The sequence below is a fragment of the Pseudomonas sp. Lb2C2 genome, assembly GCF_052112205.1.
Classification (GTDB): Bacteria; Pseudomonadota; Gammaproteobacteria; order Pseudomonadales; family Pseudomonadaceae; genus Aquipseudomonas; species Aquipseudomonas kilonensis.
Window position 1 is genome coordinate 912,515 of record NZ_JAUTYW010000001.1, and the last position, 26,189, is coordinate 938,703.

A 26,189-nucleotide genomic window follows, 5' to 3' on the forward strand; every position below is an offset into this window, starting at 1 on the left:
TATGCCCACGCCCTCACCTGCCTCCAGCTCCCTGTCGATCACCCTGCAGATCGTCTCCATCGTTTTCTACACCTTCATCGCCTTTCTCTGCATCGGCCTGCCCATTGCCGTGCTGCCGGGTTATGTCCACGAACAACTGGGCTTCAGCGCGGTGGTGGCCGGGTTGACCATCGGTTCACAGTACCTGGCGACCCTGCTCAGCCGCCCCATGGCTGGGCGGTTGTCGGACAGCGTCGGCACCAAGCGGGCCATCGTCTACGGGCTGTCGGGGATTGTGCTCAGCGGCGTGCTGACGCTGCTCTCGACCTTGCTGCAAAGCTTTCCCCTGCCCAGCCTGCTGATCCTGATTGCCGGCCGTCTGCTGCTCGGCGTGGCCCAAGGGCTGATTGGCGTGGGTACCATCAGTTGGTGCATGGGCCAGGTGGGTGTGGAGCACACGGCCCGCTCGATTTCCTGGAATGGCATCGCCTCGTACGGAGCCATTGCCATCGGCGCCCCATTGGGGGTGGTGATGGTCGGTGAACTGGGTTTCGCCAGCCTGGGCGTTGCCTTGTCGTTGCTGGCGGGCGCTGCGCTGTTGATGATTCGCAACAAGCCGTCGGTACCGGTCATTCGCGGCGAGCGCTTGCCTTTCTGGGCAGTGTTTGGGCGCATTGCGCCGTACGGGGCGGGCCTGAGCCTGGCGTCGATCGGCTACGGCACGCTCACCACGTTCATCACCTTGTTTTATGTCAGTCGCGGCTGGACCGGCGCAGCCTGGTGCCTGACGGTGTTCGGTATTTGCTTCATCCTGGCGCGGTTGTTGTTCATTTCCAGCATCGCCCGCTTCGGTGGCTTCAACTCGGCCATTGCCTGCATGAGCATCGAAACCCTCGGTCTGGTATTGCTGTGGCTGGCACCGTCCACCCCGTTCGCCCTGGTCGGTGCCGGGCTGGCCGGCTTCGGGCTGTCGCTGGTATACCCGGCGCTGGGGGTGGAGGCCATCAAGCAGGTGCCGAACACCAGTCGGGGTGCCGGTTTGAGCGCTTATGCGGTGTTCTTTGACCTGGCGCTGGCGATTGCCGGTCCGCTGATGGGGGCGGTGGCGCTGAACATGGGTTATTCGTCGATTTTCTTCTGTGCTGCCTTGTTGTCCGTCACTGGACTGGGCCTGACTTTGCTACTGCGTCGCCGAGCCGTAAGCGCACCTTATTGATCGTCATACTGTTCACTGCTGTTTTTTGTTTTGAGAAGGTCCGGTATTTACCTGCTCTGGTGTGTATATCCGTTTCTGCGGTAACGGCCGCTTAGGGTTCCGCCCTGACGGCGGCTCACTTTTGAAAAGCCCGGGAGCCGGCCCAGTCAAAAGTAAGCAAAACGCTCATGCCCCACCACTTGGCACCTCGCCTAGGCTCGGTGTGCCCGAACGAAGGCGTTGCTCCGTGGGCCGCCGCGAAGGGCCATCCATGGCCCAGCGCGGCTACCTCGGCATCCATGCCGAGGTGCCCACTGCGCAAGGCCTGCGTTCGGCCAGCGTGGTTTAACGGGGCGTTCAGATCAAGATCCAAAGCAAGAGCAAGATCCAAAGCGAGAGCAAGAGCGAGGTACATGCCGGTATTCTATGTGGCTGAGCCACCGCTATCGCGAGCAAGCTCGCTCCCACATTGGATCTTCAGCAGACACAAAATCCATGTACACCGCAAAACCTGTGGGAGCGAGCTTGCTCGCGATGAGGCCGGCACATCCAACATCGCCGCAACCGGACACATCGCCATCGCGAGCAAGCTCGCTCCCACAGGAGAAACGCGGTCCCATCAAGAACCAGGTCGGCTGTTAGGCCGCCTCGCGGTGGACGTTGATCTCGGGCGCCCCGTTAACCACGATGGCTGAACGCAGGCATTGGTTCGTGGGCAACCCGGCATGGATGCCGGGTTAGCCGCGCGGGGCCATGGATGGCCCTTCGCGGCGGCCCACGAACCAATGCCGGAGTGAAGGCATGCCGAGCCTAAGCGAGGCACCGAGTGGTGGGGCAGAAGCGCTTTGGTTACTTTCGACTGGGCCGGCTTCCGGGCTTTTCGAAAGTGACCCGCCGTCAGGGCGGAACCCTAAGCAGCCGTTACCGCAGCAATGGATATACACACCATCCTTACGTAAAACCATGCCTCTCTATTGATCAGCCGTCCTCATCCCCGCCCGGGTCGGCTTGCCCAAGGCCTCGCCAAAGAAGCGACTGGCCTCGGAGATCATGGTGCGGTGGATATCCTTGCGGTCGACCCCGTCAGCATCCGTGCAAAGCGCCGGCATCGCAGCGACCTGCTCGTCGGTACACGGCGCCATGAAGACAAAGTGCCCCGCGCCGGCCAGGGTCTTGAAATCCGGTGCGGTGGGCAGCTTGCGGGCCAGAGCGGCGGCGTTCTTGTCGAAGGCCACCAGTTTGTCGCCATCGCCGCTGTACAGCAGCACCGGCACATGAACATCAGCCAGGGTATGTCGACCGAACTTCAGGCTCAATGGCGCCATCAACAGCAATGCCCGGACCCTGGGGTCGGCCACCGGTTGCAGGTCATCGCGGTCGGCGATCAGTTCGCCTTGGGTATTGCAGGCGTCTCGGTCATCCGGTCGCTCCACGCAGTAACGGCGCAGGCGATTGAGGTCCGGCGTCGCACCCGACAGGATCAGCGCGGTTTCGCCGCCAGCCGAATAGCCGATCACCCCAACCTGCCCGGCGTTGACGAACGGCGAGAGCATCGGGTCATTGAGCGTGGCGGTGATGGCTTCGGAAATCTGGATCGGCCGCCCGTACAGGTTGCTCAGGGTGCCAAGCCGACTGTGATCCTGGCTGTTGTCGCCGGGATGAATCACCGCCACGACGACAAACCCCTTGCGCGCCAGGGCGGTGGCCAGGTCATGCAGGGCCAGCGGCGTACCGGTATTGCCATGGGACAACATCAGCAGCGGAAAGCGGCCGATGGCGATCTGGGCGTCTGGTGCGGCATCGATCTGGTAGCCAGCCAGCAGGCTGGACTGTTCCCGGTCGGTGGACGGATAAAAGGCGATGGCGCGCATCGGCTGCTGATCCAGCGGATCGAGAAAACTCAGCTCATGGAAACCGGCGCTCCAATGCGGATGCGGCCCCGGTGCGGCCTGCACTGAACCAACGCTGGCAAACAAGCAAAGCAACAACGCTGCACCAAAACGTATCATCGAATCGTCCACCTTCACCAGCGCACGGGAAGGCCCCGTCGCTCGCCATCTTGGCCGTGCATAAGCTGCGCCATAAAGCCCGGCGCCGAATGCAGCAAAACCCTGCATCCCGGCCATCCAATAACGACGAGAATACAGGGTTTTACGAAGGTTGCCCGAATCACTCGGTGCCTTTACGCAAGCCTTACGCAGCGGCGAACTGTTCGCCGATCTGCGCCTGGGCTTCGTTCATGCCTTTGGAACGCATGTCGTCGCCCTTGGCAAGCCCTTCTGCACGGACGAATTCGATATCGGTGATGCCCAGGAAACCGAACATCACTTTCAGGTATTCCTCATGGCCTGCGCCACTCGGCTGGCCGGCATGCAAGCCGCCCGCGGTGGAAACGATCACCAGTTTCTTGCCGCCGCACAGCCCTTCGAACCCGGCTTCGGTGTAGCGGAACGTCTGGCCAGCCACGGCAATGCGGTCGATCCAGGCCTTGAGCTGGGTCGGAATGCTGAAGTTGTACATGGGGGCTGCGATGACCAGCGCGTCCGCCGCTTGGAATTCTGCCATCGTCTCGGCGCTCAGGTCAGCTTCGTACTTGAGCGCGGCGTCGCGCAATTCGGCGCTGGTACCGGCGGCAACCAGGGTCTGGGCGGAAAAATGGCTGATGGCATCAGCGGCCAGATCACGGTAGGTCACCGTGATGCCTGGCTCGGCAGCTTTCCAGGCTTCAACCACTTCACGGCTCAATTGGCGGGAAGCAGAGTGGTCGCCGAGGATGCTCGAATCGATGTGCAGCAGTTTCATGTCAGTGCTCTCCAAGTGAGGACCGCAACCGGGCGATCAATTGGCGACAATCCTATCGATGAAGCCAATGATCGATAAGTCGGCATAAATGCGATAGTTTGTCCCACTGACAGGACAATCGAGCTCGACATGCAAGACCTCAATGACTTGTACTACTTCGCCAAAGTCGTCGAAGCCGGCGGTTTCGCGGCGGCCGGACGGTTGCTGGGCATTCCCAAGTCGCGCTTGTCGCGGCGTATCGCCGAGCTGGAAGAACGCCTCGGCGCCCGATTACTCCAGCGCACCACCCGCCAGTTGAAATTGACGGCGGTCGGCGAACGTTATCTGCGCCACTGCCAGGCCATGTTGCTGGAGGCCGAGATGGCCGACGAAGCGGTGGCGAGCATGTCCAGCGAACCCCGTGGCCGATTGCGGGTATCGAGTCCGGTAGGGCTGGCCCACCAGTTCCTGCCGGTGGTGATCGAAACCTTCCTGGTGAAATACCCCTTGGTGCAACTGGACATGACCCTGCTCAACCGGCGGGTGGACCTGATCGGCGAAGGCATCGACGTGGCGTTGCGCGTGCGTGACCTGGGGGACGAGGACCCCTTGCTGATGACCCGACGTCTGCGCCAGGCGCGGCTGATGATGGTCGCCAGCCCGGCCTTTGTCGAAGGGCGGCGGATCGAAACCCCGGACGATCTCAAACAGTTGCCGGTGCTCGGGGCATTGGAAGCTGATCGCCAAGTGCACCTGCGCTTGGTCAACGCCGATGGGCAGCGTGTGGAACTGAGCCTGGAAGCCCGCCTGGGCATTGACGACTTCATCGTGCGCCGGGCCTGCACCCTCGCCGGCCTGGGCTTCACTTTATTGCCGAGCATGTATTGCGAGCAGGAATTGCAGGACGGCACACTGGTGGAACTGTTGCCTGGATGGTCGTCGCCCGATGGCTGGCTCCAGGCGGTCTACCCGCATCGGCGCGGTATGCTGCCAGCGGTGCGCGCATGGATCGATCATTTGGTGGAAGCCTTCGAGGGCTGTGGAGATAGAACGCTATGAGGTTGAGCGAAGAGGATGTCGCGCAGTTTTGCCTGGGCCTGCCCGGCGCCAGGGAGGACTACAAATGGGGCGGCGTGCGGGTGTTTTCCATTGCCGGGAACAAGATGTTCGCCCTGCAGGGCCTGCGAGGTGACTCGTTGGCGTTCAAGGTCGACAAGGACCTGTTCCTGGGGCACTGCGACCGGCCGGGCATTCACCCGGCGCCTTACCTGGCGCGGGCCCAGTGGGTCATCATGCAAGTGCCCTACCCGCTGGGCGCCGAAGAGCTGCGTGGCCTGCTGCAACGCTCACACCAATTGGTGGTCAGCAAATTGCCCAAGCGCACGCAGGTAGGCTTGTTGCTCTAGCCATTCAGAACAGATAGCTGCCCAGGAACAACTGGTCGATCCAGAACACCTGGTGCAGCAGCACGATGAACCAGAACACCACCTGAAACGACACTTTGCGGGTCTTATGGCGAAACAGCTGCTGGGCCAGCAAGGCTCCGGGCCAACCGCCGGCCAGTTCCACCGCATGCAACACATTCTCCGGGGTGCGCCAGGCGTCGGCGCGAGCCTTGCGCTTGTCGCCCCAGTACAGCAGGAATGCCACCACGCTGACGACGCCATAGGCCACCATCGGCACCCACGACACCGCCCGTAGTCCGAACAGCAGCGCACCGAACAACGGCAAGGCACAGAGCAGTGCAAACACCATCAGTTTGAACCGCAGGTGCTGCACGGCGCCGTCGACATTACGTCCGGCGCGTTTGCGCTTGCCTGACTCGTTCATGACTGGGCAGCGGTCCAGTCCACCCAGCCGAATTGCCAGGTTGCCAGGATCAACAGGCCGAAGGCGATTCGATACCAGGCGAACACAGCGTAGCTGTGACTGGCGATGAATCGCAGCAGGCCCTTGACCGCAATCATGGCGAAAATGAACGCCGTGACGAAGCCAATGGCGAACACCGGGAAATCCGCCGGGACGAACAACTCACGGTATTTGTAGCCCGAGTAGACCGCCGCACCGACCATGGTCGGCATCGCCAGGAAGAACGAAAACTCGGTAGCGGTTTTACGCGACAGCCCGAACAGCAGGCCACCGATGATGGTCGCACCGGAACGGGAGGTACCTGGGATCATCGCAATGCATTGGGCCAGGCCGACCTTCAGTGCATCCTTCCAGGAGATCTCGTCCACCGTTTCGGCGTGCACCTGGTGCTGGCGTTTTTCGGCCCAGAGCATCACCAGGCCGCCCACCACCAGCGCGGCGGCCACCGTGATCGGGTTGAACAGGTAGTGGTGGATCCAGTCGGCGAACAGCACACCCAAGACCACGGCAGGCAGGAAGGCGATCAGCAGGTTGGCGGTAAACCGTCGGGCGCTAGGTTGCGTCGGCAGCCCCAGCACCACGTCGAAGATCTTGCGCCGGAACTCCCAGACCACCGCCAGGATCGCGCCGAGCTGGATGATAATGTTGAACGCCATCGCACGTTCGCCACCGAACTCAAGCAAGTCGGCGACAATGATCTGGTGCCCCGTGCTGGAAATCGGCAGAAACTCCGTCAAGCCTTCTACTACGCCAAGAATCAGTGCCGAAAAGGCGGTCCACAAATCCATTCATCCCCCAAAAAAGACGCTGTTCATGCAGGTCTTATCAATATTCAAGTGTCATGCAGGTACCCCGCGGCGGGTGCACGATAACCGTGACCTGTCAAAAAAAACCAATGAAAAATCAGAACAGGCTCAGGTTTTGCGCTGCGGGGCCGAAATCCTATCAGACAAGCCCTGATAACGCTGCCGCGTTGTGACTCAGGTCAATGACCGATAGCGGCCGGGCGCTACAGTGCCGGCCGTCGATATGACAAGAATAAAAAACCGGAGTGACAGCGTATGAATAGCTTGCGCAGTGTGTCGATCAGCCGACGCTTGTGGCTCATCCTGGTCGTGGCCGTCGTGATGTTGTTCACGCTCGGCGCGTTGATGCTTAAACAGATCCACACCGACCTCTACCAAGCCAAGGTGCAGAAAACCCAGCATGTGGTGCAGACCGCCAGCGGTGTGCTGACCTACTACCATGGCCTGGAAACCGCTGGCACCTTGACCCGCGACGCCGCGCAAAAGCAGGCCCTCAGCGCCGTGCGTGGCCTGCGCTATAACCAGAGTGACTATTTCTGGATCAACGACCTGACGCCGGTCATGGTCATGCACCCGACCAACCCGAAGCTTGAAGGCCAGAACCTCTCGGCGATCCGTGACCCGAACGGTTATGCGTTGTTCAACGAGATGGTTGCCATCGCCAAGTCCAAGGGCGCCGGCATGATCAACTACCTCTGGCCGAAGCCAGGCGCCGAGGCGCCGGTGGGCAAGACCTCCTACGTCCAATTGTTCGAACCCTGGGGTTGGATCATCGGTTCGGGCGTTTACATCGATGACGTCCAGGCCGAGTTCCAGTCCCAAGTGATCAAGGCCTCGGTGGTCGGCCTGATTATCACCCTGCTCATGGGCCTGCTGTTGACCCTGATTGTGCGCAGCATCGTCGGCCCGCTGCAGGAAACGGTCAACGCCATGGCCAATATCGCCAGCGGCGAAAGTGACCTGACCCGCACCCTCGACACCCACGGCCAGGACGAAGTCACCCAACTGGCGCGGCATTTCAACGCCTTTACCGCCAAGCTGCGGCAAGTGGTGACCCAACTGCAAGCTTCGGCCAGCGCGCTGGGGCAGTCCTCCAGTGAATTGGGCAACGACGCCGCCCAGGCCCAGGAACGCAGCCAGCAGCAGTCGCAACAAATGGAACTGGTGGCGACCGCGATCAATGAAGTGACCTATGGCGTGCAGGACGTGGCCAAGAACGCCGAGCACGCGGCCAGCGAGATGCGCGACGCCGAATCCCAGGCCCAGCAAGGCCAGGTCAACATCGATGGCAGCTTGCAGCAGATCGACCGCCTGTCCCAGACCATCGACCAGGCGGTGGAAGTGATCCGCACCCTGGCCAGTGAAAGCACCCAGATTGGCAGCGTGCTGGAGGTGATTCGCTCCATTGCCGAGCAGACCAACCTGCTGGCCCTCAACGCCGCGATCGAAGCCGCCCGCGCCGGCGAACAAGGCCGGGGCTTTGCGGTGGTCGCCGATGAAGTGCGGCTGCTGGCCCAGCGTACACAGAAGTCCACCGCAGAGATCCAGGCGATGATCGAGCGCCTGCAAACCCATTCCGAAGCCGCCGTGAAAGTCATCAGCGACAGCAGCCGCGCCTCGCAACTGACCATCGAACAGGCCGGCCTGGCCGGTGCCAGCCTCAACGCCATCGGCCAGGCCCTGCGCAACCTCAACAGCCTGAACGCCTCCATCGCCAGTGCCACGTTGCAACAGGCCCATGTGGTGGAAGACATCAACCAGAACGTCACCCAGGCCGCCGGACTGTCCCACAGCACCGCCATGGCCGCCGAACAATCCAGCCAGGCAAGCACCCGCCTCAAGGCATTGAGTGAAGAGTTGAACGGGTTGCTCAAGCAGTTCCGGGTCTAAAGATCGGTAGACCACCCTGTGGGAGCGAGCTTGCTCGCGATAGCGGTAGCACATTCAGCACTGATGCAAGCTGACCCTCCGCCATCGCGAGCAAGCTCGCTCCCACATTGGTCTGTGTTGGTCTCCGAATTGGTGTTCACCGCAATCCCCTTGTGGGAGCGAGCTTGCTCGCGATAGCGACGGTACATTCAACATTGGTATTGGAGCTGCCCACGCCATAGCGTTTACAATCGCCGCCCTCTTCTACTCCCCCAAGGAACCGCCATGTCCGGGCTTGAACTGTTTGCCGCAGCCCTCGGCGTGATCGCTGTCTGGTTGACCGTCAAGCAGAACCCCTGGTGCTGGCCGATCGGCCTGGTCATGGTGTTGCTGTACAGCTGGATTTTTTTCGAGGTGAAGTTGTACTCGGACATGCTGCTGCAGGTTGTCTACGCGGTGCTGCAACTCTACGGTTGGTGGCAATGGACCCGAGCCGGGAACAATCATGATGGACGCCAGGTCAGCCGCCTCGGCGGGCCGTCGGTGTTGCTCGGCCTGGCCATCGGCGCGGCAGGCAGCCTGCTGTTGGGCGCCGCCATGGCTCACTGGACCGATGCCGCCCAGCCCTGGCTCGATGCCGCGCTCACCGGTTTCAGCCTCGTCGCCCAGTGGTGGATGGCGCAAAAACGCGTGCAATGCTGGCCGCTGTGGATCGTCCTGGACGTGATCTTCGTCGGCCTGTTCATCTACAAGGGCCTGCACCTGACCGCCGCGCTCTACGCCCTGTTCACCCTCCTGGCCGTGCAAGGCTGGCGAGAATGGCGCGCCGACCCGGCCCTGCGCGCATGAAGGTGGTGGTCCTGACTGGCCCGGAATCCAGCGGCAAGAGTTGGCTGGCGGCGCAATTGCAGGAACACTTTGGTGGCGTACGGGTGGATGAGTACGTGCGCCACTTCATGGAACAGACCCGGCGCGATACCTGCCTGGCCGACATCACCGACATCGCCTCCGGCCAACTGGCCTGGGAAGATCAGGCCCGTGCCCGCCGTCCGGCGCTGTTGATCCTCGACACGCACCTGTTGAGCAACATCCTCTGGAGCCAGACCCTGTTCGACGACTGCCCGGACTGGCTCGAGCCGGCTCTGCTGACCCGTCATTATGACCTGCACCTGCTGCTGAGCCCCGAGCAGGTCGAATGGACCGGCGACGGTTTGCGTTGCCAGCCCGAGCTGGCAGAACGGCTGGCGTTTTTTCAGGCGATCGAAGCTTGGCTGAGCGGACATCGGCAACCGTTCCAGGTCATTGAAGGTGATTGGGCGCAACGCCAGCAGCAAGTGTTCGCCGCCGTTGCCCGCCTGCTTGAAGCCTGACCACAAGAGTGATCTGTTCCATTGCTGAAACACCACGGTCGCTGCAAACCCGGATCCAACGTCGCTTCACCAAATTGCCATCAAGACTGTCAAGCTTCTGAAACACCCCCCCAAAAGCCTGGATCCAGAGCCCTGGGACAGTGTGTGACCGCCTGGTCACCATGCACCTTGTCTCAGCGCTGAAACAGGTCCCTTCCCCGGCATCCCCCCCATAACTTCAACTTATTGAATCCAAAGGCATTCAAAAACTCGGCACGACACCTGCTCTGCCCCATTTCGCAACGCTGGACCAGGGCCAGCCCACCGAGAAGGAATCGATGCCGTGGGAACTTTCGAGAGAAGTTTGACCTGTCTGCTGTTGATCGGTTGCGCCGCCAGCGCAACGCTCAGTCTGCCAGCACAGGCCGAGGGCAACGGCGTCATTGTGCTCAACCGTGACGTGCAGCCCATCGCAATTGGTCGCAACGGTGGCAAAGACCCCTACCCGACCACCGTCAATGCCAACCCCTCCGAACGAATCAACCAGGCGACCGCCAGTACCGAACTGAGCGATGGCGAGTTCGCCAGCGTGGCCAGTGGCTCGTCGATCCGCAACACCGTCAACCCGAATACCGGCGTGCAGGGCCTGAACGTCGTGACCAACCCCAACGGCATGCCGGGCATGAATGCCGGACACGGTGGCGGTAGCGGCGGCGCGATCTCCGGCACCATCAACCGCTCGTTGAGTTCCGGCCTGGCCCCGCTGGGTCGGCTGGCGGGAGGTCAGTGATATGAAGCCCGCGCTGTTTCTGCTCACTCTGTTCATGCTTTCCCTGCTCAGCTCTTTCACCGTATTTGCCGATTCGGGTGTTGCGGTGATCAGTAACGCCAACCTGCAGGACTCTGGCAGCCACTACACCGGCAACTTCAACGTCAACCAGGCGGCCGGCGATCAGATCCAACAGACCAATACTCGGGCCATCGCCATTGGCAGCCACGCCCAGGCCAGCACGAGCGTGCAGCAACGGGTCGACACACAGGCCAACCCCTCCATGAACGCCACCGCCCGCATCGGCGGCCAATCCTTTACCAATGGCAACGGTGTGCTGGGCGTCAACCAGTCCGCCGGAGCCAACAACCAGATGGCCAATGTCATGCGCGTGGGCATCAGTGCGCAGCCGCAGAGCATTGACGACAGCGCCCTGTCTCAACAGAACGTGGCGTTGCTACCGAACTCAGGAGCAACTGGCGCCCCAACCGGCAGTCGCCAGGTCGTTACCAGCGACCAGGCCTTCACCGGCAGCCGAGGGGTGATTCAGGTGAACCAGAGTGCCGGGGTGGGGAACCGCATGGCTAACACCCTGAGCATCCGGGTCGCTGACTGATCCGGCGCAGTGGGCATAAGAAAGTACCAACACTTAACCAACGACATGCAAGGAGAAACACCATGAAACCTACAATGGCACTCAAACCATTGGTTTTCGCTCTCGCCGCTGTCATGGCAATGGCTGCACAGGCTGGAGGGAACGGCGATGGTCACGGCCACCATGGTCCCAAAGGCCCAACGTGGGAAGAACAGCTGTCCATCAACGCCAGCGCGATGGCTACCGTGATTGATGAGCAGAACAGCGACGGCAACGAGGTGCTCAACCAGGGCACTAAAAACACCGCCGAAGCTACCGATTCCCTCAATGGCAGCAACGGGAACATGGGGGCGAACATCGCCGCTGGCGACGGTAACCAACAAGACAACGCCGCAGCGCTGGCTACCGCTGACGAAAGCTTCATCTTCGGCTCGGCTGTCGCCGCCTCAAGTGCCACGCAAACCAATACCAACAACTATGTAAAAAACAACTCGACCCACAACAACGCCTCGCTCACCAATGCAGGCAACAACGGCTCCGGCAACATCGGCATCAACGTGACCGCCGGCAACTTCAACCAACAGAAAAACAACCTGGCCATCGCAGTGTCGGGTGGCCGTGTCGCACAGGCCTCTGCCGAGGCCAATCAGTCCTCCACTGGCCTTGTGGTCGACAATAAGGGTGTACGGACCTACAAAACCGACACGCTCACCAGCACCTACGCCGCTTCTGGCACCTTCAAGGCCAAAGGCACCGGCACCGTTGAAGAAGACGATCATGGTGGCTGGGGCAACAGAGGCGGTAACGGCGGTCACGATGACGACAAGTTCAAGTTCTCCGCCGTGGGGACTTTCGAACTGGCCGGCAGCAACACCCAGCAGGTGCTGACCCGCGACGGTTGGAAAAACCCTGTGATCAACAACGCCACCATGACCAACTCCATGAACGGCTTCTCCGGTAACGGCGGCGCCAACGTGTCGGCAGGCGTGGGCAACCAGCAAAGCAACTCGCTGTCCATCGCGGCCGGCTGCAGGGCTTGCATGTAAAAAAGTACCGCTGTGGGAGTAGTAACGCTGTGGGAGCACAGCTTGCTCGCGATGAGGTCGTCACATACGACACCTCTGTTGGCTTTAAAACCGCTATCGCGAGCAAGCTTTGCTCCCACGGATTTGCTCCCACAGGGGCTTTTTTCCCGGATGTCCACTAGGCGTATTGATCATGCGTGTCACTGCCGTTTCCCTGCTGCTCTGCCTGGCGTGCGTGGCTGAAGCCGCGCAGATACCGGTCGCCGCCCTGCCTGGCGGCATGCTGGTCTACAAACCGGTGCAAAGCGTACGCGAGCGCAAGTTCAGCGACATCGTCGAGCAGAAAACCGATTTCAGTTGCGGCGCCGCCGCACTGGCCACGGTATTGCGCCAGGCCTATTGGCTTGACGTCGATGAAGAGCACGTCATCAAAGGCATGCTGGTCAATGCCGACCAGGACCTGGTTCGCACCCAGGGTTTTTCCATGCTGGACATGAAGCGCTACGTGGAAAGCATCGGCATGCGTGCCCGAGGCTACCGGATACCGCCAGAGAAACTCGAAGCGGTGACGATCCCGGTGGTGGTTCTGATGGAAATACGCGGCTACAAGCATTTCGTGGTGTTGCAGCGGGCCGATAAGCAATGGGTCTACATCGGCGACCCGGTGCTGGGCCACAAGCGCTACGCCCATGATGAGTTCGTCAAAGGCTGGAATGGCATCGTCTTCGCGATCGTCGGCCCGGGCTATGACAAGACCAATGCGCTACGCAGCCCTCCTCAACCCCTGACAGCCCGTAACAAGCTGGACGGTTTCAACCCGGTCAGGGATGCGGAACTGATGGATTTCGGCTTCATTCAGAGCGACTTTTTTTAATCGCCGACCTACTGCCAACAATAAGTACAAAAAGGAGCAGGAAGCTCCGGGAGCAGCACATGAAAACTTCACACTGGCTGTCGCTGGCCTGCCTGCTCGCGACTGCCTCGGGCTATGCCCATGCCGGCTTCAAACCCATTGAAGTCAAGGACCAGGAGCTTGCCGAGCTGCGCGGTCGTTATGTCATGCCCGGCCGAGTCATCAGCTTTGGCATCGTCATGAGCAGTACTTGGCGCAACGCCAGCGGCGACTTGATCGGTGCCACCAGCACCATGCAGATCCAGGCTGCCACTGTCAAACCCGAGTTTTATGTCTCCACCGTCAAGCAGACTGGCAACGGCAGCGTCCCGGAACAGGGCAGCGGCAACATTACCGGTGGCGCCGGTCTTGGCACGAGCCAGGGCGTGACCCAGAGCGTACGCGCCGCCGGCGACGGCAATACGGCCTACAACAACGTCAACATCAATGTGAAGGAGAGCAACCAGGCGCCAGCGCTTGTGCCTTCCCAGGGCCAACTGCTGACCAAGGGCCAGACCATCAGCGGCAGCAACGCCGCCGGCAGCGTCGCGGTCACCGCCACCGGCAGCGGCGTGCAAATGGCGATCCAGGCCAGCCACAACCAGGGCAGCAGCCTGCAACAAGTGGCCCAAGGCGGTTTGCTGCAAAACACCCGCCTGCTGGGCAACAGCAACCTGGTCAACAACATGACGCAACTCAATGTGGTGCTCAACAATAACGGCCCCAGTGCCGGCGCCTTGGACTGCAATCTGACCCAACTGCGTGGCCTGCGTAACCTCGGTTACTGAACTACGCTGATCTCCGATCATTGGGCAAATAGGGACGGCATATTTCATGTATCGATCCGTATCGTTGCGCGCTGTGATGTGTTTAAGCACGTTGTTCCCGGCGGCCGTGTTGCACGCGGCCCCGGATGCGGACATCGAGGCCCTGAAACAGGAACTTCTTGAGCTCAAGCAACGATACGAGGTCCAGCAAAAGGCCCTGGCGGTGCTCGAACAGCGGGTGCGCCAGGTGGAGGATCAACCCGCCTCTCCACCGCCCAAGCGCCTGGCCAAATCCCCGGCCGACATGAAAGGCAACCAGACCGTGGCCGGCGGTGGCGCGGCAACGGCTGGCGGCAGCGGCTACGGGCAGTCCCTGGCCGATGATTCCCAACCGGCCCAGAGCGTCTCCAACCTCTATGACGAGGCCAGCGGCTTCTTCGGCGGGGGCAAATTCAGTTTCGAGACTGGCGTGACCTATTCGCGCTACGACACGCGGCAACTGATCCTCAACGGTTTCCTGGCCCTGGATTCGATTTTCCTGGGCAACATCAACCTCGACCGGATCAAGGCCGACACTTGGACGCTGGACCTCACCGGTCGCTATAACTTCGACAACCGCTGGCAGTTCGACCTCAACGTCCCGGTGATCTACCGCGAATCCACGTACCAGTCAGGCGGCGCGAACAACGGCGCTGCCGGCGTCACCAGCGAAGAAACCGTGACCCGCGACCCCACCATCGGCGACGTCAACTTCGGCATCGCCTACAAGTTCATGGATGAGTCGATCAACTCCCCGGACGCAGTGGTCACCTTGCGAGTCAAGGCCCCCACCGGCAAGGACCCGTTCGGCATCAAACTGCGCCAATCCCAGGCCAACACCAACCTGTTCGTGCCTGACGACTTGCCCACCGGCAACGGCGTATGGTCGATCACGCCCGGGCTTTCGCTGGTCAAGACCTTCGACCCGGCCGTCTTGTTCGGCACCCTTTCCTACACCCATAACTTCGAAGAATCGTTCGACGACATCAGCTCCACGGTCAACCAGAAGGTGCCGGGCAAGGTTCGAATCGGCGACAGCTTCCAGATCGGCGCGGGCATTGCCTTTGCCTTGAACGAGAAGATGAGCATGTCATTCTCGGTCTCTGACCTGATCCAAAAGAAAAGCAAGCTCAAACAGGACGGTGGCGACTGGGAGTCGGTGACCTCCAGCGACGCCAACGCCGGCTACTTCAATATCGGCATGACCGTCGCCGCCTCCGACAACCTGACCATCGTGCCCAACCTGTCCATCGGGCTGACCGACGATGCACCGGATTTCACCTTTAGTCTCAAATTCCCGTACTACTTCTGATGTTCTCAGGGATATGTGATAAGCACCTATCCCTGAAGGCACTGCAAAACAAAAAACCTGTGGGAGCGAGCTTGCTCGCGATAGCGGTCTTCCATTCAACATCCATGCTGACTGAAAGGGCCTCATCGCGAGCAAGCTCGCTCCCACAGGTGTGTGTGTAGACCGTTCTAGCGGATCTGGTGCTTGTGCAGCAGACGATAGAAAGTCGGCCGGGACACGCCCAGTACCCGGGCGGCCACGCTCAGGTTGTCACTGTGACGGTTGAGCACATCGCTCAGGGCCTGGCGCTCGGCGCGGGTCTTGTAGTCCTCCAGCGTGCCCATCGGTGCCGCGACACCCTGGTGGCTGGCCAGGCCGAGGTCCCGGGCCTCGATTTGTCGGCCTTCGGCAAGTACCAAACCGCGACGGACGCGGTTGGCCAGCTCCCGCACATTGCCGGGCCAGTCATGCATGCCCATCGCCACCAACGCATCCTCGCTGAAGCTGCGGGGACGGCGGCCGGTTTCCTGGCTGTAGAAATGGGAAAAGTGGCTGGCCAGCATCGCCAGGTCACCATGACGTTCGCGCAACGGCGCCATCGACACTTGCAACACGTTCAAGCGGTAATACAGATCCTCGCGAAATCGTTTGTGCTCGATAGCAGCCTCAAGGTCCACATGGGTGGCGGCCAAGACCCGCACATCGACCGCAATCGGCTGACTGCCACCGACCCGCTCAATGTGCTTTTCCTGCAGAAAACGCAGCAGGTTGGCCTGCAGCTCCAACGGCAGGTCGCCAATTTCATCGAGAAACAACGTACCTCCGTGAGCCGCCTCGATCCGTCCGATCTTGCGTTGGTGAGCCCCGGTGAACGCGCCCTTCTCATGCCCGAACAATTCGGACTGGATCAGGTGCTCCGGAATCGCACCGCAGTTAATGGCGATAAACGGCTTGTTGCGCCGGTGAGACTGACAATGCAGGGTGCGCGCCACCAGTTCCTTGCCGGTGCCGCTCTCACCCCGAATCAATACCGGCGACTCGGCAGGCGCCAGCTTGCTCAACAATTTGCGCAATTCGCGTATCGGCTTGCTGTCGCCCAGCAGCTCATGTTCGGGCTGATCAATGTGGACCGAGCCCTGCCCCCGCAGGCGCGCCATGCCAAACGCCCGGCCCAGTGTCACCTGGACCCTGGACACGTCGAACGGCAAGGTATGGAAGTCGAAAAACCATTCGCAGACAAAATCACCGACGTTTTGCAGGCGCAACACTTCCTGGTTAAGCACGGCGATCCATTCGGTGCCGCTACGGCTGATCAACTCCTTGACCGCTTCCGGGCGCTCCAGGTGAAAAGGTTGTAACCGCAAAAGGCCGACGTCACACGTCCGATCGCCGGCGTGTTCAAGGGCGCAACTGTCCACATCCCAGCCAATGGTGCGCAGACCTGGCAACAGGCGATGACAATCGTCGCAGGGATCAACCACGAGCAGACGACGTGACGTACTGGCTTCGATCATGACTGATCCTTGGCGCCAAAATAAGGAAATATGATTAGAAACAGTCGTTTGGCAAACCTGCATGTAACAGTAGCAAGAAGTTGACGCCCCCTTGTATCGATTGATTATCGAGATCGCGTCAAACTGGTTATAAGCGAGCGTTTCGTTAGTTGTCGCTGGCGTATTTCTTTCATGGCGCTTTCAAACAAAAGCCAAAAAGCCTGGTCTGAAAGAAAATCGAAATTTATTTAAATAATGTGTGACCCGCCTGCGGGTTCGGGACATCAGTACAAGTAACCAGCCGCACGGTACGCCCAACCGACGGCACATCATTTGTTTGGGCACACTTAAGAGAAAACGCCATGAACGCCCCGCTCCGTATCAACGAAGCTCTTTTGATTGCCGACCGCGCATTCCGTCCTTTCCACTGCGTGGCCTGGGCTCCACAAGACGGTAACGGTGAACTTAGCCTGACCGTCGTCGACCGCACCAATACTCATATTGGCCGCACCCAGATTCCAAGCAGCGCCTATACCGACCCGGTCCAACTGGCCGACCTGTTGAAACAGGCCCGTGCCGAACTGAGCCAGGAAGGTTACACATTGCAATCGTGGTCGATGCCTGAATAACCACCGGTAAAGCCTGTTATCGATTGCAGGCTTGGCTCTGGATTGTAAAGCCATTGTTATGGCATGAATCGCTGCTGTATCCGCAGAACATGACAGTTGTGCATTGTCACATTCAGGGATTGAATGTTGCCCTCATGCAGTCGTCGCCCTTCCGGGCCTTTCGACACGCAAGGAGAGGCAGGCATGCTCGCTCAGTTCGCGTTTGTGCTCCCCCGGACCATGGCCCACGCCGGACAGCTTGACTCAGGCTTTGCCGCCAACGGCAAAGCCTGGGTTCATTTCGAAGACAGCACCTCGAGCCTGACCACTGGATTGACCCTCGACCACGCAGGAAGAATCCTGGTGGCGGCCAGGATCGAGACGGCCCACGGCAGCCGGTTCGGGCTGGCAAGACTCAACCATGACGGATTAACCGATCCGGACTTCGGCACTCGCGGCTGCGTGATCGGCGCGTTTGAAAACGGTTTCGACGCGACGGCAGGCAAGGTGATCGAGTTACCCGACGGGAATATCCTGTTGTCCGGCCTGCACTACGAAAACAACGACCATACCTTTCCCGCCCTGGCGCTGTTCGATCAGCAAGGCCGCTGCCTGGCGCTCCAGGCTGACGGCCACATTGTCGTCGGCGGCGCCATCGACTTGCCCCAGCATGGCTTGATTGCCCGCTATGACAGCAGCGGCAAGCTCGATGACAGCTTCGGCGAGAACGGCTTTCTGTCGATCCTGGCGCAGGGCCACAGCGTGATGGTCAGCCAGATCGTCCCGGACACGAACGGTGATCTGCAGGTGTTCGGCAGCAGCCGTGATCCGATGCATAGCCTGTCCCTGAAAGTGCGCCCCGACGGCAAGCCGGACCGTCATTGCAACCAGGGTCAGTGCCAACTGATGGCGATCGGGAGCAATGCCAGTCAGTGGACTGCCGCCCGGCTTCAATCAGACGGAAAACTGCTGACCGCCGGCGCCACCATCGGCGGTATCGAGGCCGATTTCGTACTTGCCCGACATCTGCCAGATGCCAGCCTCGACCCGGATTTCGTCCAGGGCAAAGGCTGGGTTCGCACTCGACTCGGCTACAGCCTCGATACCGCCACCACCCTGGCTGTGCAGGCGAATGGGAGGATTCTGGTGGGCGGTTACTCGCTCCTGGGGCTTTATCGAGCGGTGATTGCGCGGTATTGGGCCTGAGTCGAATTGTCGCGGGTGAACGGTATTTATTCTTACGCTTGATATTCCTCATTTCTTACGGCAACTTGCGCGCTTCTAACTAAAAGGAGCAGCCGATGTCCGGTCCAATGGCTCAAGCGTTCGCGCACAACTTTCTTGGCCACTCACCGCGCTGGTACAAGGCGTGCATCATCACCTTCCTCATCCTCAATGCCGTGGTGCTGTGGACCCTGGGCCCGGTCGTCGCAGGCTGGATGCTGGTGCTGGAGTTCATTTTTACCCTCGCCATGGCCCTTAAATGCTACCCATTGATGCCTGGTGGGCTGCTGCTGGTCGAGGCCCTGGTGCTGGGCATGACCACCCCCAAGGCACTGTACGACGAACTGCTGCATAACTTCCCGGTCATCCTGCTGCTGATGTTCATGGTGGCCGGGATCTACTTCATGAAGGATCTGCTGTTGTTCCTGTTCTCGCGCCTGCTTTTGGGTGTGCGTTCCAAGGCGATGCTGTCCTTGATGTTCTGCTTTCTCTCGGCGTTCCTGTCTGCGTTCCTTGACGCACTGACCGTTACCGCGGTGATCATCAGCGCCGCCGTGGGGTTCTATGCGGTGTACCACCGTGTGGCGTCGGGCAACGACCCGCGCCAGGACAGTAGCGTCGATGAAGACCACGACCTGCCATCGCTGCATCATGCCGACCTGGACCAGTTCCGGGCGTTCCTGCGCAGCCTGTTGATGCATGGCGCCGTGGGCACGGCGCTGGGCGGCGTCTGCACCTTGGTGGGTGAACCGCAGAACCTGCTGATCGGCCATGAGATGGGCTGGCATTTCGCCGAATTCTTCCTGAAAGTCGCGCCGGTATCGCTGCCGGTGCTGGTAGCCGGGCTAGCGACCTGCGTGGCGCTGGAAAAGCTGCGTTGGTTCGGTTACGGCACGTTGTTGCCAGACAACGTGCGTTCCGTGCTGGCCGACTACGCCGATCAGGACAATCGCGAACGCACCGCACGGCAACGAGCGGCGCTGATCGTTCAGGGTATCGCCGCGCTGATTCTGATCGTGAGCTTGGCGTTACACATTGCCGAAGTCGGCCTGATTGGCCTGATGGTCATCGTGTTGATTACCGCCTTCACCGGCATCACCGACGAGCACCGGCTGGGCAATGCGTTCAAGGACGCCATGCCGTTCACGGCGCTGTTGGTGGTGTTCTTTGCGGTAGTGGCGGTCATCCACGACCAGCAGTTGTTCACGCCGCTGATCCAATGGGTCCTGGCCCTGCCCGCCGACCAGCAGCCGGGCATGCTGTTCATTGCCAATGGCCTGCTGTCGGCCATCAGCGACAACGTGTTCGTGGCGACCATCTACATTACCGAGGTCAAACAGGCCTTCGTCAACGGCCACATGAGCCGCGAACAGTTCGAGACCCTGGCGGTGGCCATCAACACCGGCACCAACCTGCCGAGCGTCGCCACACCCAACGGCCAGGCCGCCTTCCTGTTCCTGCTGACCTCGGCGATCGCCCCGCTGATTCGCCTGTCCTATGGCCGGATGGTCTGGATGGCCGTGCCCTACACCGTGGTAATGGGTGGCTTGGGCTGGTATGCGGTGACTTACTGGTTGTAGAAAATTGGAACATCGATGGCAAGGGGATCCCTCTGTGGGAGCAAGGCTTGCCCGCGATGAAGGCGATGCGGTCTATCAGGAACCGAGGCGCCTGTTTCGCGAGCAAGCTTTGCTCCCACAGTGGGAATAAATTCCCCTGCCACAAAAGCCGGGGCATCCTATCGCGGCAAGATGTAGCGTTCGATCGCCAGCGCCGCACCGTCGTCGATCACAGTAGCGGTCACGACATCCGCTTGACGCCTGATCGCCTCCTCCGCCTGCCCCATGGCAATCGACAACCCCGCGCGGTGGAACATCGCCGGGTCGTTGCCACCGTCGCCCATGGCCGCCGTCTGTTCCAGTGGCACATCAAGGAAGGCTGCCAGGGTCGACAGTGCTTCCCCTTTGTTGGCCTTCATCGCGGTCACATCCAAGTAAATCGGTTGCGAACGCGACACCTGGGCCTGGCCCTTGAGCAGCGGGTGCAGCCGCGCCTCCAGTTCCACCAGCAGGTCGGTGTTGGCGCTGGTGGCGACGATCTTGTCGATCCGTTCCAGGTATGGTTCGAAGCTTTCGACCTCTACTGGTGGATAGCCCAGACCACGCGTCTCCACCGGTACCATCGGACCGTTGGCATCGCGCACCAGCCATTCGCCATCGGCAAATACCCAGACTTCGATGCCGGGTTGATCGGCATACAGGGCCAGCGTGGTCAGAGCGGCCTCAGGGGGCAGGTAATGGACGGCAAGAAAGCTACCGTCGGGATGAACCAGTGTGCCGCCATTGAACGCCGCCGTGGGCAGGTCGACGCCCAGGGCCTCGATCTGCTGCAACATGGCCCGCGGCGGTCGCCCGGTGGCGAGGCTGAACAGCACACCGGCCTGGCGCAATGAGCGAACCGCCTCAATGGTGCGCTGGTTCAGGCTGTGGTCGGGCAACAGCAATGTGCCGTCCATGTCGCTGAGCAGGAAACGGATGGGATGCTTCATCAGATCACTCATCCGAGGTCGTGCCAGACGCGACTGTCGCGAGCAAGCAAGTCATCGGCGGCGGCCGGGCCATCTTCGCCAGCCTTGTAGGGCTGGACCGCTGCATCCTGCTGCCAGGCATCGAGGAACGGCTGCACGGCGCGCCAGCCGTTTTCGATGTTGTCGGCACGTTGGAACAGCGTCTGGTCGCCGGTCAGGCAATCGTAGATCAGGGTTTCGTAACCTGTGGACGGCTGCATTACGAAGAAATCCTTGTAGGCGAAGCCCAACTCGATATTGGCCATGTCGAGTGCCGGCCCCGGCCGCTTGGCCAGCAGGTCGAACCACATGCCTTCATTGGGCTGAATCTGGATTCTCAAGTGCGTAGGTTGCAGTTCGTCGACGTCGGTGTCGCGAAACTGCGCGTAAGGCGCGGGCTTGAAGCAGATGACGATCTCCGTGTCCCGCACGCTCATGCGCTTGCCGGTGCGCAGGTAAAACGGCACGCCGACCCAGCGCCAGTTGTCGATCATGACCTTGAGGGCGACATAAGTCTCGGTGCTGCTGTCAGGCACCACGTTGGCCTCCTGGCGATAACCGTTTACCGCCTTGCCACCGACTTCACCGGCAGTGTATTGGCCGCGGACCGAGTTGGCCCGGGCCTGCTCCACCGACCAGGGCCGGATCGCCCCGACAACCTTGGCCTTTTCCCCACGCACGGCGTCGGCACCAAACGCCGCTGGCGGCTCCATGGCCACCATCGCCAGCAGTTGGAAAAGATGATTGGGCACCATATCCCGCAGGGCGCCGGTGTGCTCATAGAAACTGCCACGGGTTTCCACGCCGACGGTTTCGGCAGCGGTGATTTGTACGTGGTCGATGTAGTGGTTGTTCCAAAATGCCTCGAACAGGCTGTTGGAGAAACGGCTGACCAGAATGTTCTGCACCGTTTCCTTGCCCAGGTAATGGTCGATGCGATAGATCTGTTTCTCACTCATGACCTTGAGCAGACAGGCGTTCAGCGCTTCGGCGGTATGCAGGTCGGAGCCGAACGGCTTTTCGATCACCACCCGCCGGAAGGCCCCCTCCTGCTCCTGAAGCAGCCCGGCCGCACCGAGGCGGCTGACCACTTCACTGAAAAAGCGCGGCGCGGTCGCCAGGTAGAAAACCGCATTGCCAGTGCCGCTGGCAGCGATTTTCGCCGCCAGCGCCTGGTAGGTGCTCTCATCGAGGAAATCACCCTGGACGTAGCTGATGCCCTGGGCCAGCTTGGCCCACAGCACTGGGTCGAGCGCGCGGTTGGCATCACCGCCCTTGCTCGCCGCTTCGTTACGGATGAAATCCTCGAGTTTCTTGGCAAAATCCACATCGCTGATGGCGTTGTGGTCAACCCCGATGATGCGCAGCCCATCGCCCAGCAGACCGTCGCGACTGAGGTGGTAAAGCGCCGGCATCAGCAGACGCTTGACCAGATCGCCATGGGCGCCGAACAGAAACAACGTGGTCGGCGGCGCAGGTTCTGCCTTGGATTTGCTGCCGATCGAGGTCATTTTTTCGGCGTCTCCACGTGGCCGCCAAAGCCGAAGCGCATGGCCGAAAGCATTTTGTCACCGTACGTGCTTTGCTGGCGCGAGCGGAAACGGGCGAACAGCGAACTGGACAGGACCGGAACCGGCACCGCTTGCTCAATGGCGGCCTCGATGGTCCAGCGGCCTTCTCCGCTGTCGGCGACTTCGCCGGAATAACCGTCCAGTTTCGGATCGCTGGCCAGCGCGTCGGCGGTCAAGTCCAGCAGCCAGGACGACACCACGCTGCCGCGACGCCAGACTTCGGCGATATCGGCGACGTTCAGGTCAAAACGCTGCTCAGCCGGCAGGCTTTCGCTGGATTTGGTCTTGAGGATGTCAAAACCCTCGGCGAAGGCCTGCATCATTCCGTATTCGATGCCGTTGTGGATCATCTTCACGAAATGCCCGGAACCGGCCGGGCCCGCGTGGATGTAGCCGCGTTCGGCGCGGTCATCGTCGGACTTGCGGTCACGGGTGCGCGGGATGTCGCCCATGCCCGGGGCCAGGCTGTCGAACAGCGGGTCCAGGCGCTTCACCACGTCGGCCTCACCGCCAATCATCATGCAGTAGCCGCGCTCCAGGCCCCAAACGCCACCAGAGGTGCCGACGTCGATGTAGCTCAGGCCTTTTTCCGACAGGGCCTGGGCGCGACGGATGTCGTCCTTGTAATACGTGTTACCGCCGTCAATGATCACATCACCCGGCTCAAGCAGTTCGCTGAGGGCGTTGATGGTGTCTTCGGTGGGTGCGCCGGCCGGCAGCATGACCCAGACCGCCCGTGGCTTTTCCAGGCCGGCGACCAGTGCCGAGAGGTCCGCGACGCCCATCGCGCCTTCCTGGTGCAGGTTTTCGACAAAAGCGGCATTGCGGTCATAGACGACGGTGGTGTGCCCATTGAGCATCAGGCGCCGCGCAATATTGCCGCCCATACGGCCCAGTCCAATGATCCCGAGTTGCATGTGCTGATGCTCCCTACTACAAATAAAGGTGTGTCAAAGATTTAACACTATCGACTAATGGAGGTTAGTCCAGAGCATTGCTGCATAGTTTCCGGGTAATTCCAGCGATCACAAGGGATAACGCACAAGATCCGGCCAAAGACACAGCGACCATGAAAAATAAAAAAGTTCCAATCACAAGCAAAAGAAATCAGAATCGGCGCCGATAGTAGAGGTGTCGACCAAATCATGGCGACATCTCTATAGTTGATGTACGCCATTTGCGAGGTGAGCAATGGGCCCTGTCGTTACCGCACGTCCTCCCCAAACCCTTTATGTGACCATTCGTCGCGATGAATTGCGCCTACTCAAGGAAGAACGCGATCTACTGCTTGATGAAGTGACGCAGCTGCGCATGCAGTTGCAACACGTACAGCTGCCCCACCAGAGCCAGTCCCTGGCTCGGTAACCGCCGCTGAGGCACAGCACCAGGAAGTGACACTGGCCAAACTGGTGCCACTTCCATGCGAGTCCGCCATGTGCGCCTGTGGCGAGGATATTTGTCCCCGCAGGGCTGTGGGAGCAAAGCTTGCTCGCGAAACAGGCACCTCGGTTCCTGAAGGACCGCATCGCTTTCATCGCGGGCAAGCCTTGCTCCCACAGATACATCCCCTGCCACAAATAAATCCCCCACCAAGGTGCGCTCGCACCCCGTCATCGATTTGTATTCGAAAAACTCACAAACTTTTCACAACCGGCTCGCAATACTCCCGGCCTTTAGGGTTGCTCGGCGTACGCCTGCGGTCACCAATTCGGTGCCGACAGCTTCGTCGATAAAAGCTGGAGCGCTTGATGAGCTTGTTCAAACGCAGCAAAACGACTGCGAAAGGTTTCGACTGGGCCGGATTCGGCTGGCTGTTTCTGTTCTTCTGGTATTTCTCGGGCATCACCCAACTGCTCATTCTGTTGAGCGACACCTCCGGTTTCACCGGCTTTCGCCAAGCGTTCGTGATGAGCGCGGTGTGGCTGGCCCCCCTGCTGCTCTTCCCTGCCCGCACGCGTTTGCTCGCAGCCTTGATCGGCGTGGTGCTTTGGGCCTGTTCCATGGCCAGCCTGGGCTACTTCTTCATTTACCAACAGGAATTTTCCCAGAGCGTCATCTTCATCATGTTCGAATCGAACGTGTCTGAAGCCGGCGAGTACCTGACACAATATTTTGCCTGGTGGATGGTGGCAGCATTTTTGGCCCACACCGTCGTCGGCTACTGGCTCTGGACCCGCCTGCGCCCGGTTTACCTGCCCCGGGGCCAGGCCATGGTCGCAGCATTTGCCATTGTCCTGGCCGTGGTCGGCTATCCGCTGATCAAGCAGACCCAGCGTACCGGCAGCTTTGCCGGTGGCCTGGAAAAATTCGAAGATCGCATCGAGCCAGCAGTGCCCTGGCAGATGCTCGTGGCCTATCGTCGCTACGGTGAACAGCTGGAGAACATGCAAGGCATGCTCCACAGCGCCAGCAAGATCGCACCACTGCGCAACCTCAAGGATGCCATGGCAAACGAGCCGGCAACCCTGGTGCTGGTGATCGGTGAGTCCACCAACCGCCAGCGCATGAGCCTCTACGGTTACCCGCGGGAAACCACGCCTGAACTGGACAAGCTCAAGGACCAGCTGTCGGTGTTCGATAACGTCATCACCCCGCGCCCCTACACCATCGAAGCGTTGCAGCAAGTGCTGACGTTCGCCGACGAACAGAACCCGGACCTGTACCTGAGCACGCCATCGCTGGTGAGCATGATGAAACAGGCCGGCTACAAAACCTTCTGGATAACCAACCAGCAGACCATGACCAAACGCAACACCATGCTCACGACCTTTTCCCAGCAGGCCGACGAACAGGTGTACCTGAACAACAACCGCAACCAGAATGCCGCGCAGTACGATGGCGACGTGATCGAACCGTTCAACAAAGCCCTGGCCGACAGCGCCCCGCGCAAGCTGATCGTGGTGCACCTGCTCGGCACCCACATGAGTTACCAGTATCGGTACCCGCCGACCTTCAACAAGTTCACCGACCGCCAAGGCGTACCAGCGAGCCTGCGTGATGATCAGGTTCCGACCTACAACAGTTACGATAACGCGGTGCTGTACAACGACTTCGTCGTGTCCAGCCTGATCAAGGGCTACGCCAAGACCGACCCCAACGGTTTCCTGTTGTACCTGTCGGACCATGGTGAAGACGTGTTCGACTCGCAGGGCCACGGCACGCTGGGCCGTAACGAAGGCAAGCCGACCGCACCGATGTACACCATTCCCTTCATGGCCTGGGCTTCACCCAAATGGCGCGAAAGCCATGACTGGAACTTCGCCGGCGACCTGTCAAGGCCCTACAGCAGCTCGCACCTGATCCACACCTGGGCAGACATGGCTGGCTTGAGCTTTGATGAGCTGGACCACAGCAAGAGCCTGGTCAGCGATGACTTCAAGGCCCGTCCGCTGCTGATCGGCAACCCGTATCAAGCCCCGCGCAAGGCCCTGATCGACTTCAGCCTGATGCAGCGCAAGGCACCATTGACTGAAGTCGTGCAGAAGTAACCGAAGCCGACCG

25 protein-coding genes and 1 pseudogene are annotated in these 26,189 nt (G+C 60.5%); 18 read left to right on the forward strand and 8 right to left on the reverse strand.

What is annotated here, in order from left to right; genetic code table 11:
• Position 1 precedes the first annotated feature (1 nt).
• Together Q7F16_RS03830 and Q7F16_RS03835 are read left to right on the forward strand one after the other, a co-directional pair.
• The gene (locus Q7F16_RS03830) at positions 2-1,195 is read left to right on the forward strand and encodes an MFS transporter (RefSeq protein WP_046065366.1); all 1,194 of its coding nucleotides are present in this window, start codon (positions 2-4) and stop codon (positions 1,193-1,195) included.
• A gap of 250 nt (positions 1,196-1,445) precedes the next feature.
• Positions 1,446-1,520: pseudogene (locus Q7F16_RS03835) on the forward strand (nucleoid-structuring protein H-NS); the annotation flags it as partial.
• A gap of 625 nt (positions 1,521-2,145) precedes the next feature.
• On the opposite strand, the gene Q7F16_RS03840 reads toward Q7F16_RS03835, so the two are convergent.
• Both Q7F16_RS03840 and Q7F16_RS03845 read right to left on the reverse strand, forming a co-directional pair.
• Complete coding sequence (locus Q7F16_RS03840; protein ID WP_046065368.1) at positions 2,146-3,183, reverse strand: alpha/beta hydrolase family protein; 1,038 nt, start codon at positions 3,181-3,183, stop codon at positions 2,146-2,148.
• 184 nt (positions 3,184-3,367) lie between these two features.
• Positions 3,368-3,976 carry an FMN-dependent NADH-azoreductase gene (locus tag Q7F16_RS03845; RefSeq protein ID WP_046065369.1) on the reverse strand — a complete coding sequence of 203 codons (609 nt, stop codon included), beginning with the start codon at positions 3,974-3,976 and terminating at the stop codon, positions 3,368-3,370.
• Positions 3,977-4,105: 129 nt separating this feature from the next.
• On the opposite strand from Q7F16_RS03845, the gene Q7F16_RS03850 reads away from it, so the two are divergent.
• Positions 4,106-5,014, forward strand: a complete 909-nt coding sequence (locus tag Q7F16_RS03850; RefSeq protein WP_046065370.1) for a LysR substrate-binding domain-containing protein — start codon at positions 4,106-4,108, stop codon at positions 5,012-5,014.
• Positions 5,011-5,361: an MmcQ/YjbR family DNA-binding protein gene (locus tag Q7F16_RS03855; protein WP_013693486.1), complete on the forward strand. Its 351-nt coding sequence runs from the start codon at positions 5,011-5,013 to the stop codon at positions 5,359-5,361. The genes Q7F16_RS03850 and Q7F16_RS03855 overlap by 4 nt, the downstream gene beginning before the upstream one ends.
• Before the next feature lie 4 nt (positions 5,362-5,365).
• On the opposite strand, the gene Q7F16_RS03860 is transcribed toward Q7F16_RS03855, so the two are convergent.
• Both Q7F16_RS03860 and Q7F16_RS03865 read right to left on the reverse strand, forming a co-directional pair.
• The gene (locus Q7F16_RS03860) at positions 5,366-5,785 is read right to left on the reverse strand and encodes a DUF1294 domain-containing protein (RefSeq protein ID WP_046065371.1); all 420 of its coding nucleotides are present in this window, start codon (positions 5,783-5,785) and stop codon (positions 5,366-5,368) included.
• Positions 5,782-6,612, reverse strand: a complete 831-nt coding sequence (locus Q7F16_RS03865; RefSeq protein ID WP_079303861.1) for an undecaprenyl-diphosphate phosphatase — start codon at positions 6,610-6,612, stop codon at positions 5,782-5,784. The genes Q7F16_RS03860 and Q7F16_RS03865 overlap by 4 nt, the downstream gene beginning before the upstream one ends.
• Positions 6,613-6,885: 273 nt before the next feature.
• Between Q7F16_RS03865 and Q7F16_RS03870 the strand changes: the two genes are divergently transcribed.
• The 9 genes from Q7F16_RS03870 to Q7F16_RS03910 all read left to right on the forward strand — a co-directional run bounded on the left by Q7F16_RS03870 (position 6,886) and on the right by Q7F16_RS03910 (position 15,247).
• Entirely contained in the window at positions 6,886-8,520 is a 1,635-nt protein-coding gene (locus Q7F16_RS03870) for a methyl-accepting chemotaxis protein (protein WP_095962193.1), read from the forward strand.
• A gap of 264 nt (positions 8,521-8,784) precedes the next feature.
• Positions 8,785-9,348 carry a nicotinamide riboside transporter PnuC gene (pnuC, locus tag Q7F16_RS03875; RefSeq protein ID WP_079303863.1) on the forward strand — a complete coding sequence of 188 codons (564 nt, stop codon included), beginning with the start codon at positions 8,785-8,787 and terminating at the stop codon, positions 9,346-9,348.
• The gene (locus Q7F16_RS03880; RefSeq protein ID WP_409557231.1) at positions 9,345-9,869 is read left to right on the forward strand and encodes an AAA family ATPase; all 525 of its coding nucleotides are present in this window, start codon (positions 9,345-9,347) and stop codon (positions 9,867-9,869) included. The genes pnuC and Q7F16_RS03880 overlap by 4 nt, the downstream gene beginning before the upstream one ends.
• 322 nt (positions 9,870-10,191) lie before the next feature.
• Positions 10,192-10,638 (forward strand): hypothetical protein, encoded by a 447-nt coding sequence (locus Q7F16_RS03885; RefSeq protein ID WP_014338152.1) that lies wholly within the window; start codon positions 10,192-10,194, stop codon positions 10,636-10,638.
• A 1-nt stretch (position 10,639) separates the two neighbouring features.
• The gene (locus Q7F16_RS03890) at positions 10,640-11,233 is read left to right on the forward strand and encodes an adhesin (RefSeq protein ID WP_204126699.1); all 594 of its coding nucleotides are present in this window, start codon (positions 10,640-10,642) and stop codon (positions 11,231-11,233) included.
• Positions 11,234-11,295: 62 nt separating this feature from the next.
• Positions 11,296-12,258 (forward strand): heme utilization protein, encoded by a 963-nt coding sequence (locus tag Q7F16_RS03895; protein ID WP_409557215.1) that lies wholly within the window; start codon positions 11,296-11,298, stop codon positions 12,256-12,258.
• 172 nt (positions 12,259-12,430) lie between these two features.
• Positions 12,431-13,111, forward strand: a complete 681-nt coding sequence (locus tag Q7F16_RS03900) for a C39 family peptidase (RefSeq protein ID WP_014338149.1) — start codon at positions 12,431-12,433, stop codon at positions 13,109-13,111.
• 59 nt (positions 13,112-13,170) lie between these two features.
• Positions 13,171-13,917 (forward strand): hypothetical protein, encoded by a 747-nt coding sequence (locus tag Q7F16_RS03905; protein WP_014338148.1) that lies wholly within the window; start codon positions 13,171-13,173, stop codon positions 13,915-13,917.
• Positions 13,918-13,963: 46 nt separating this feature from the next.
• Complete coding sequence (locus tag Q7F16_RS03910) at positions 13,964-15,247, forward strand: transporter (protein WP_041475902.1); 1,284 nt, start codon at positions 13,964-13,966, stop codon at positions 15,245-15,247.
• Between the two features lie 167 nt (positions 15,248-15,414).
• On the opposite strand, the gene Q7F16_RS03915 is transcribed toward Q7F16_RS03910, so the two are convergent.
• Complete coding sequence (locus Q7F16_RS03915; protein WP_046065380.1) at positions 15,415-16,740, reverse strand: sigma-54 dependent transcriptional regulator; 1,326 nt, start codon at positions 16,738-16,740, stop codon at positions 15,415-15,417.
• 341 nt (positions 16,741-17,081) lie between these two features.
• Between Q7F16_RS03915 and Q7F16_RS03920 the strand changes: the two genes are divergently transcribed.
• The 3 genes from Q7F16_RS03920 (at position 17,082) to nhaB (ending at position 20,131) form a co-directional block, all read left to right on the forward strand.
• Complete coding sequence (locus Q7F16_RS03920; protein WP_014338145.1) at positions 17,082-17,348, forward strand: hypothetical protein; 267 nt, start codon at positions 17,082-17,084, stop codon at positions 17,346-17,348.
• 183 nt (positions 17,349-17,531) lie between these two features.
• Positions 17,532-18,533 carry a hypothetical protein gene (locus Q7F16_RS03925; RefSeq protein WP_409557216.1) on the forward strand — a complete coding sequence of 334 codons (1,002 nt, stop codon included), beginning with the start codon at positions 17,532-17,534 and terminating at the stop codon, positions 18,531-18,533.
• A 95-nt stretch (positions 18,534-18,628) separates the two neighbouring features.
• On the forward strand, positions 18,629-20,131 hold the full coding sequence (gene nhaB, locus Q7F16_RS03930) for a sodium/proton antiporter NhaB (RefSeq protein WP_409557217.1): 1,503 nt from the start codon (positions 18,629-18,631) through the stop codon (positions 20,129-20,131).
• A 158-nt stretch (positions 20,132-20,289) separates the two neighbouring features.
• Here the strand turns inward: nhaB and Q7F16_RS03935 are convergent, their stop codons facing one another.
• From Q7F16_RS03935 to gnd, 3 genes are read right to left on the reverse strand one after another with little or no spacing between them, the layout of a single operon-like run.
• Positions 20,290-21,111: a Cof-type HAD-IIB family hydrolase gene (locus tag Q7F16_RS03935; protein ID WP_046065383.1), complete on the reverse strand. Its 822-nt coding sequence runs from the start codon at positions 21,109-21,111 to the stop codon at positions 20,290-20,292.
• Entirely contained in the window at positions 21,108-22,628 is a 1,521-nt protein-coding gene (gene zwf / locus Q7F16_RS03940; protein WP_409557218.1) for a glucose-6-phosphate dehydrogenase, read from the reverse strand. Before zwf ends, Q7F16_RS03935 begins: the two co-directional genes overlap by 4 nt.
• Positions 22,625-23,629 carry a phosphogluconate dehydrogenase (NAD(+)-dependent, decarboxylating) gene (gene gnd / locus Q7F16_RS03945; protein ID WP_268748629.1) on the reverse strand — a complete coding sequence of 335 codons (1,005 nt, stop codon included), beginning with the start codon at positions 23,627-23,629 and terminating at the stop codon, positions 22,625-22,627. Before gnd ends, zwf begins: the two co-directional genes overlap by 4 nt.
• A 250-nt stretch (positions 23,630-23,879) precedes the next feature.
• On the opposite strand from gnd, the gene Q7F16_RS03950 reads away from it, so the two are divergent.
• Together Q7F16_RS03950 and Q7F16_RS03955 are read left to right on the forward strand one after the other, a co-directional pair.
• On the forward strand, positions 23,880-24,053 hold the full coding sequence (locus Q7F16_RS03950) for a DUF6026 family protein (protein ID WP_014338139.1): 174 nt from the start codon (positions 23,880-23,882) through the stop codon (positions 24,051-24,053).
• A gap of 383 nt (positions 24,054-24,436) precedes the next feature.
• A complete protein-coding gene (locus Q7F16_RS03955) occupies positions 24,437-26,176 on the forward strand; it encodes a phosphoethanolamine transferase CptA (protein ID WP_409557219.1) in 1,740 nt (579 codons plus the stop codon).
• The last annotated feature ends 13 nt before the right edge of the window (positions 26,177-26,189 follow it).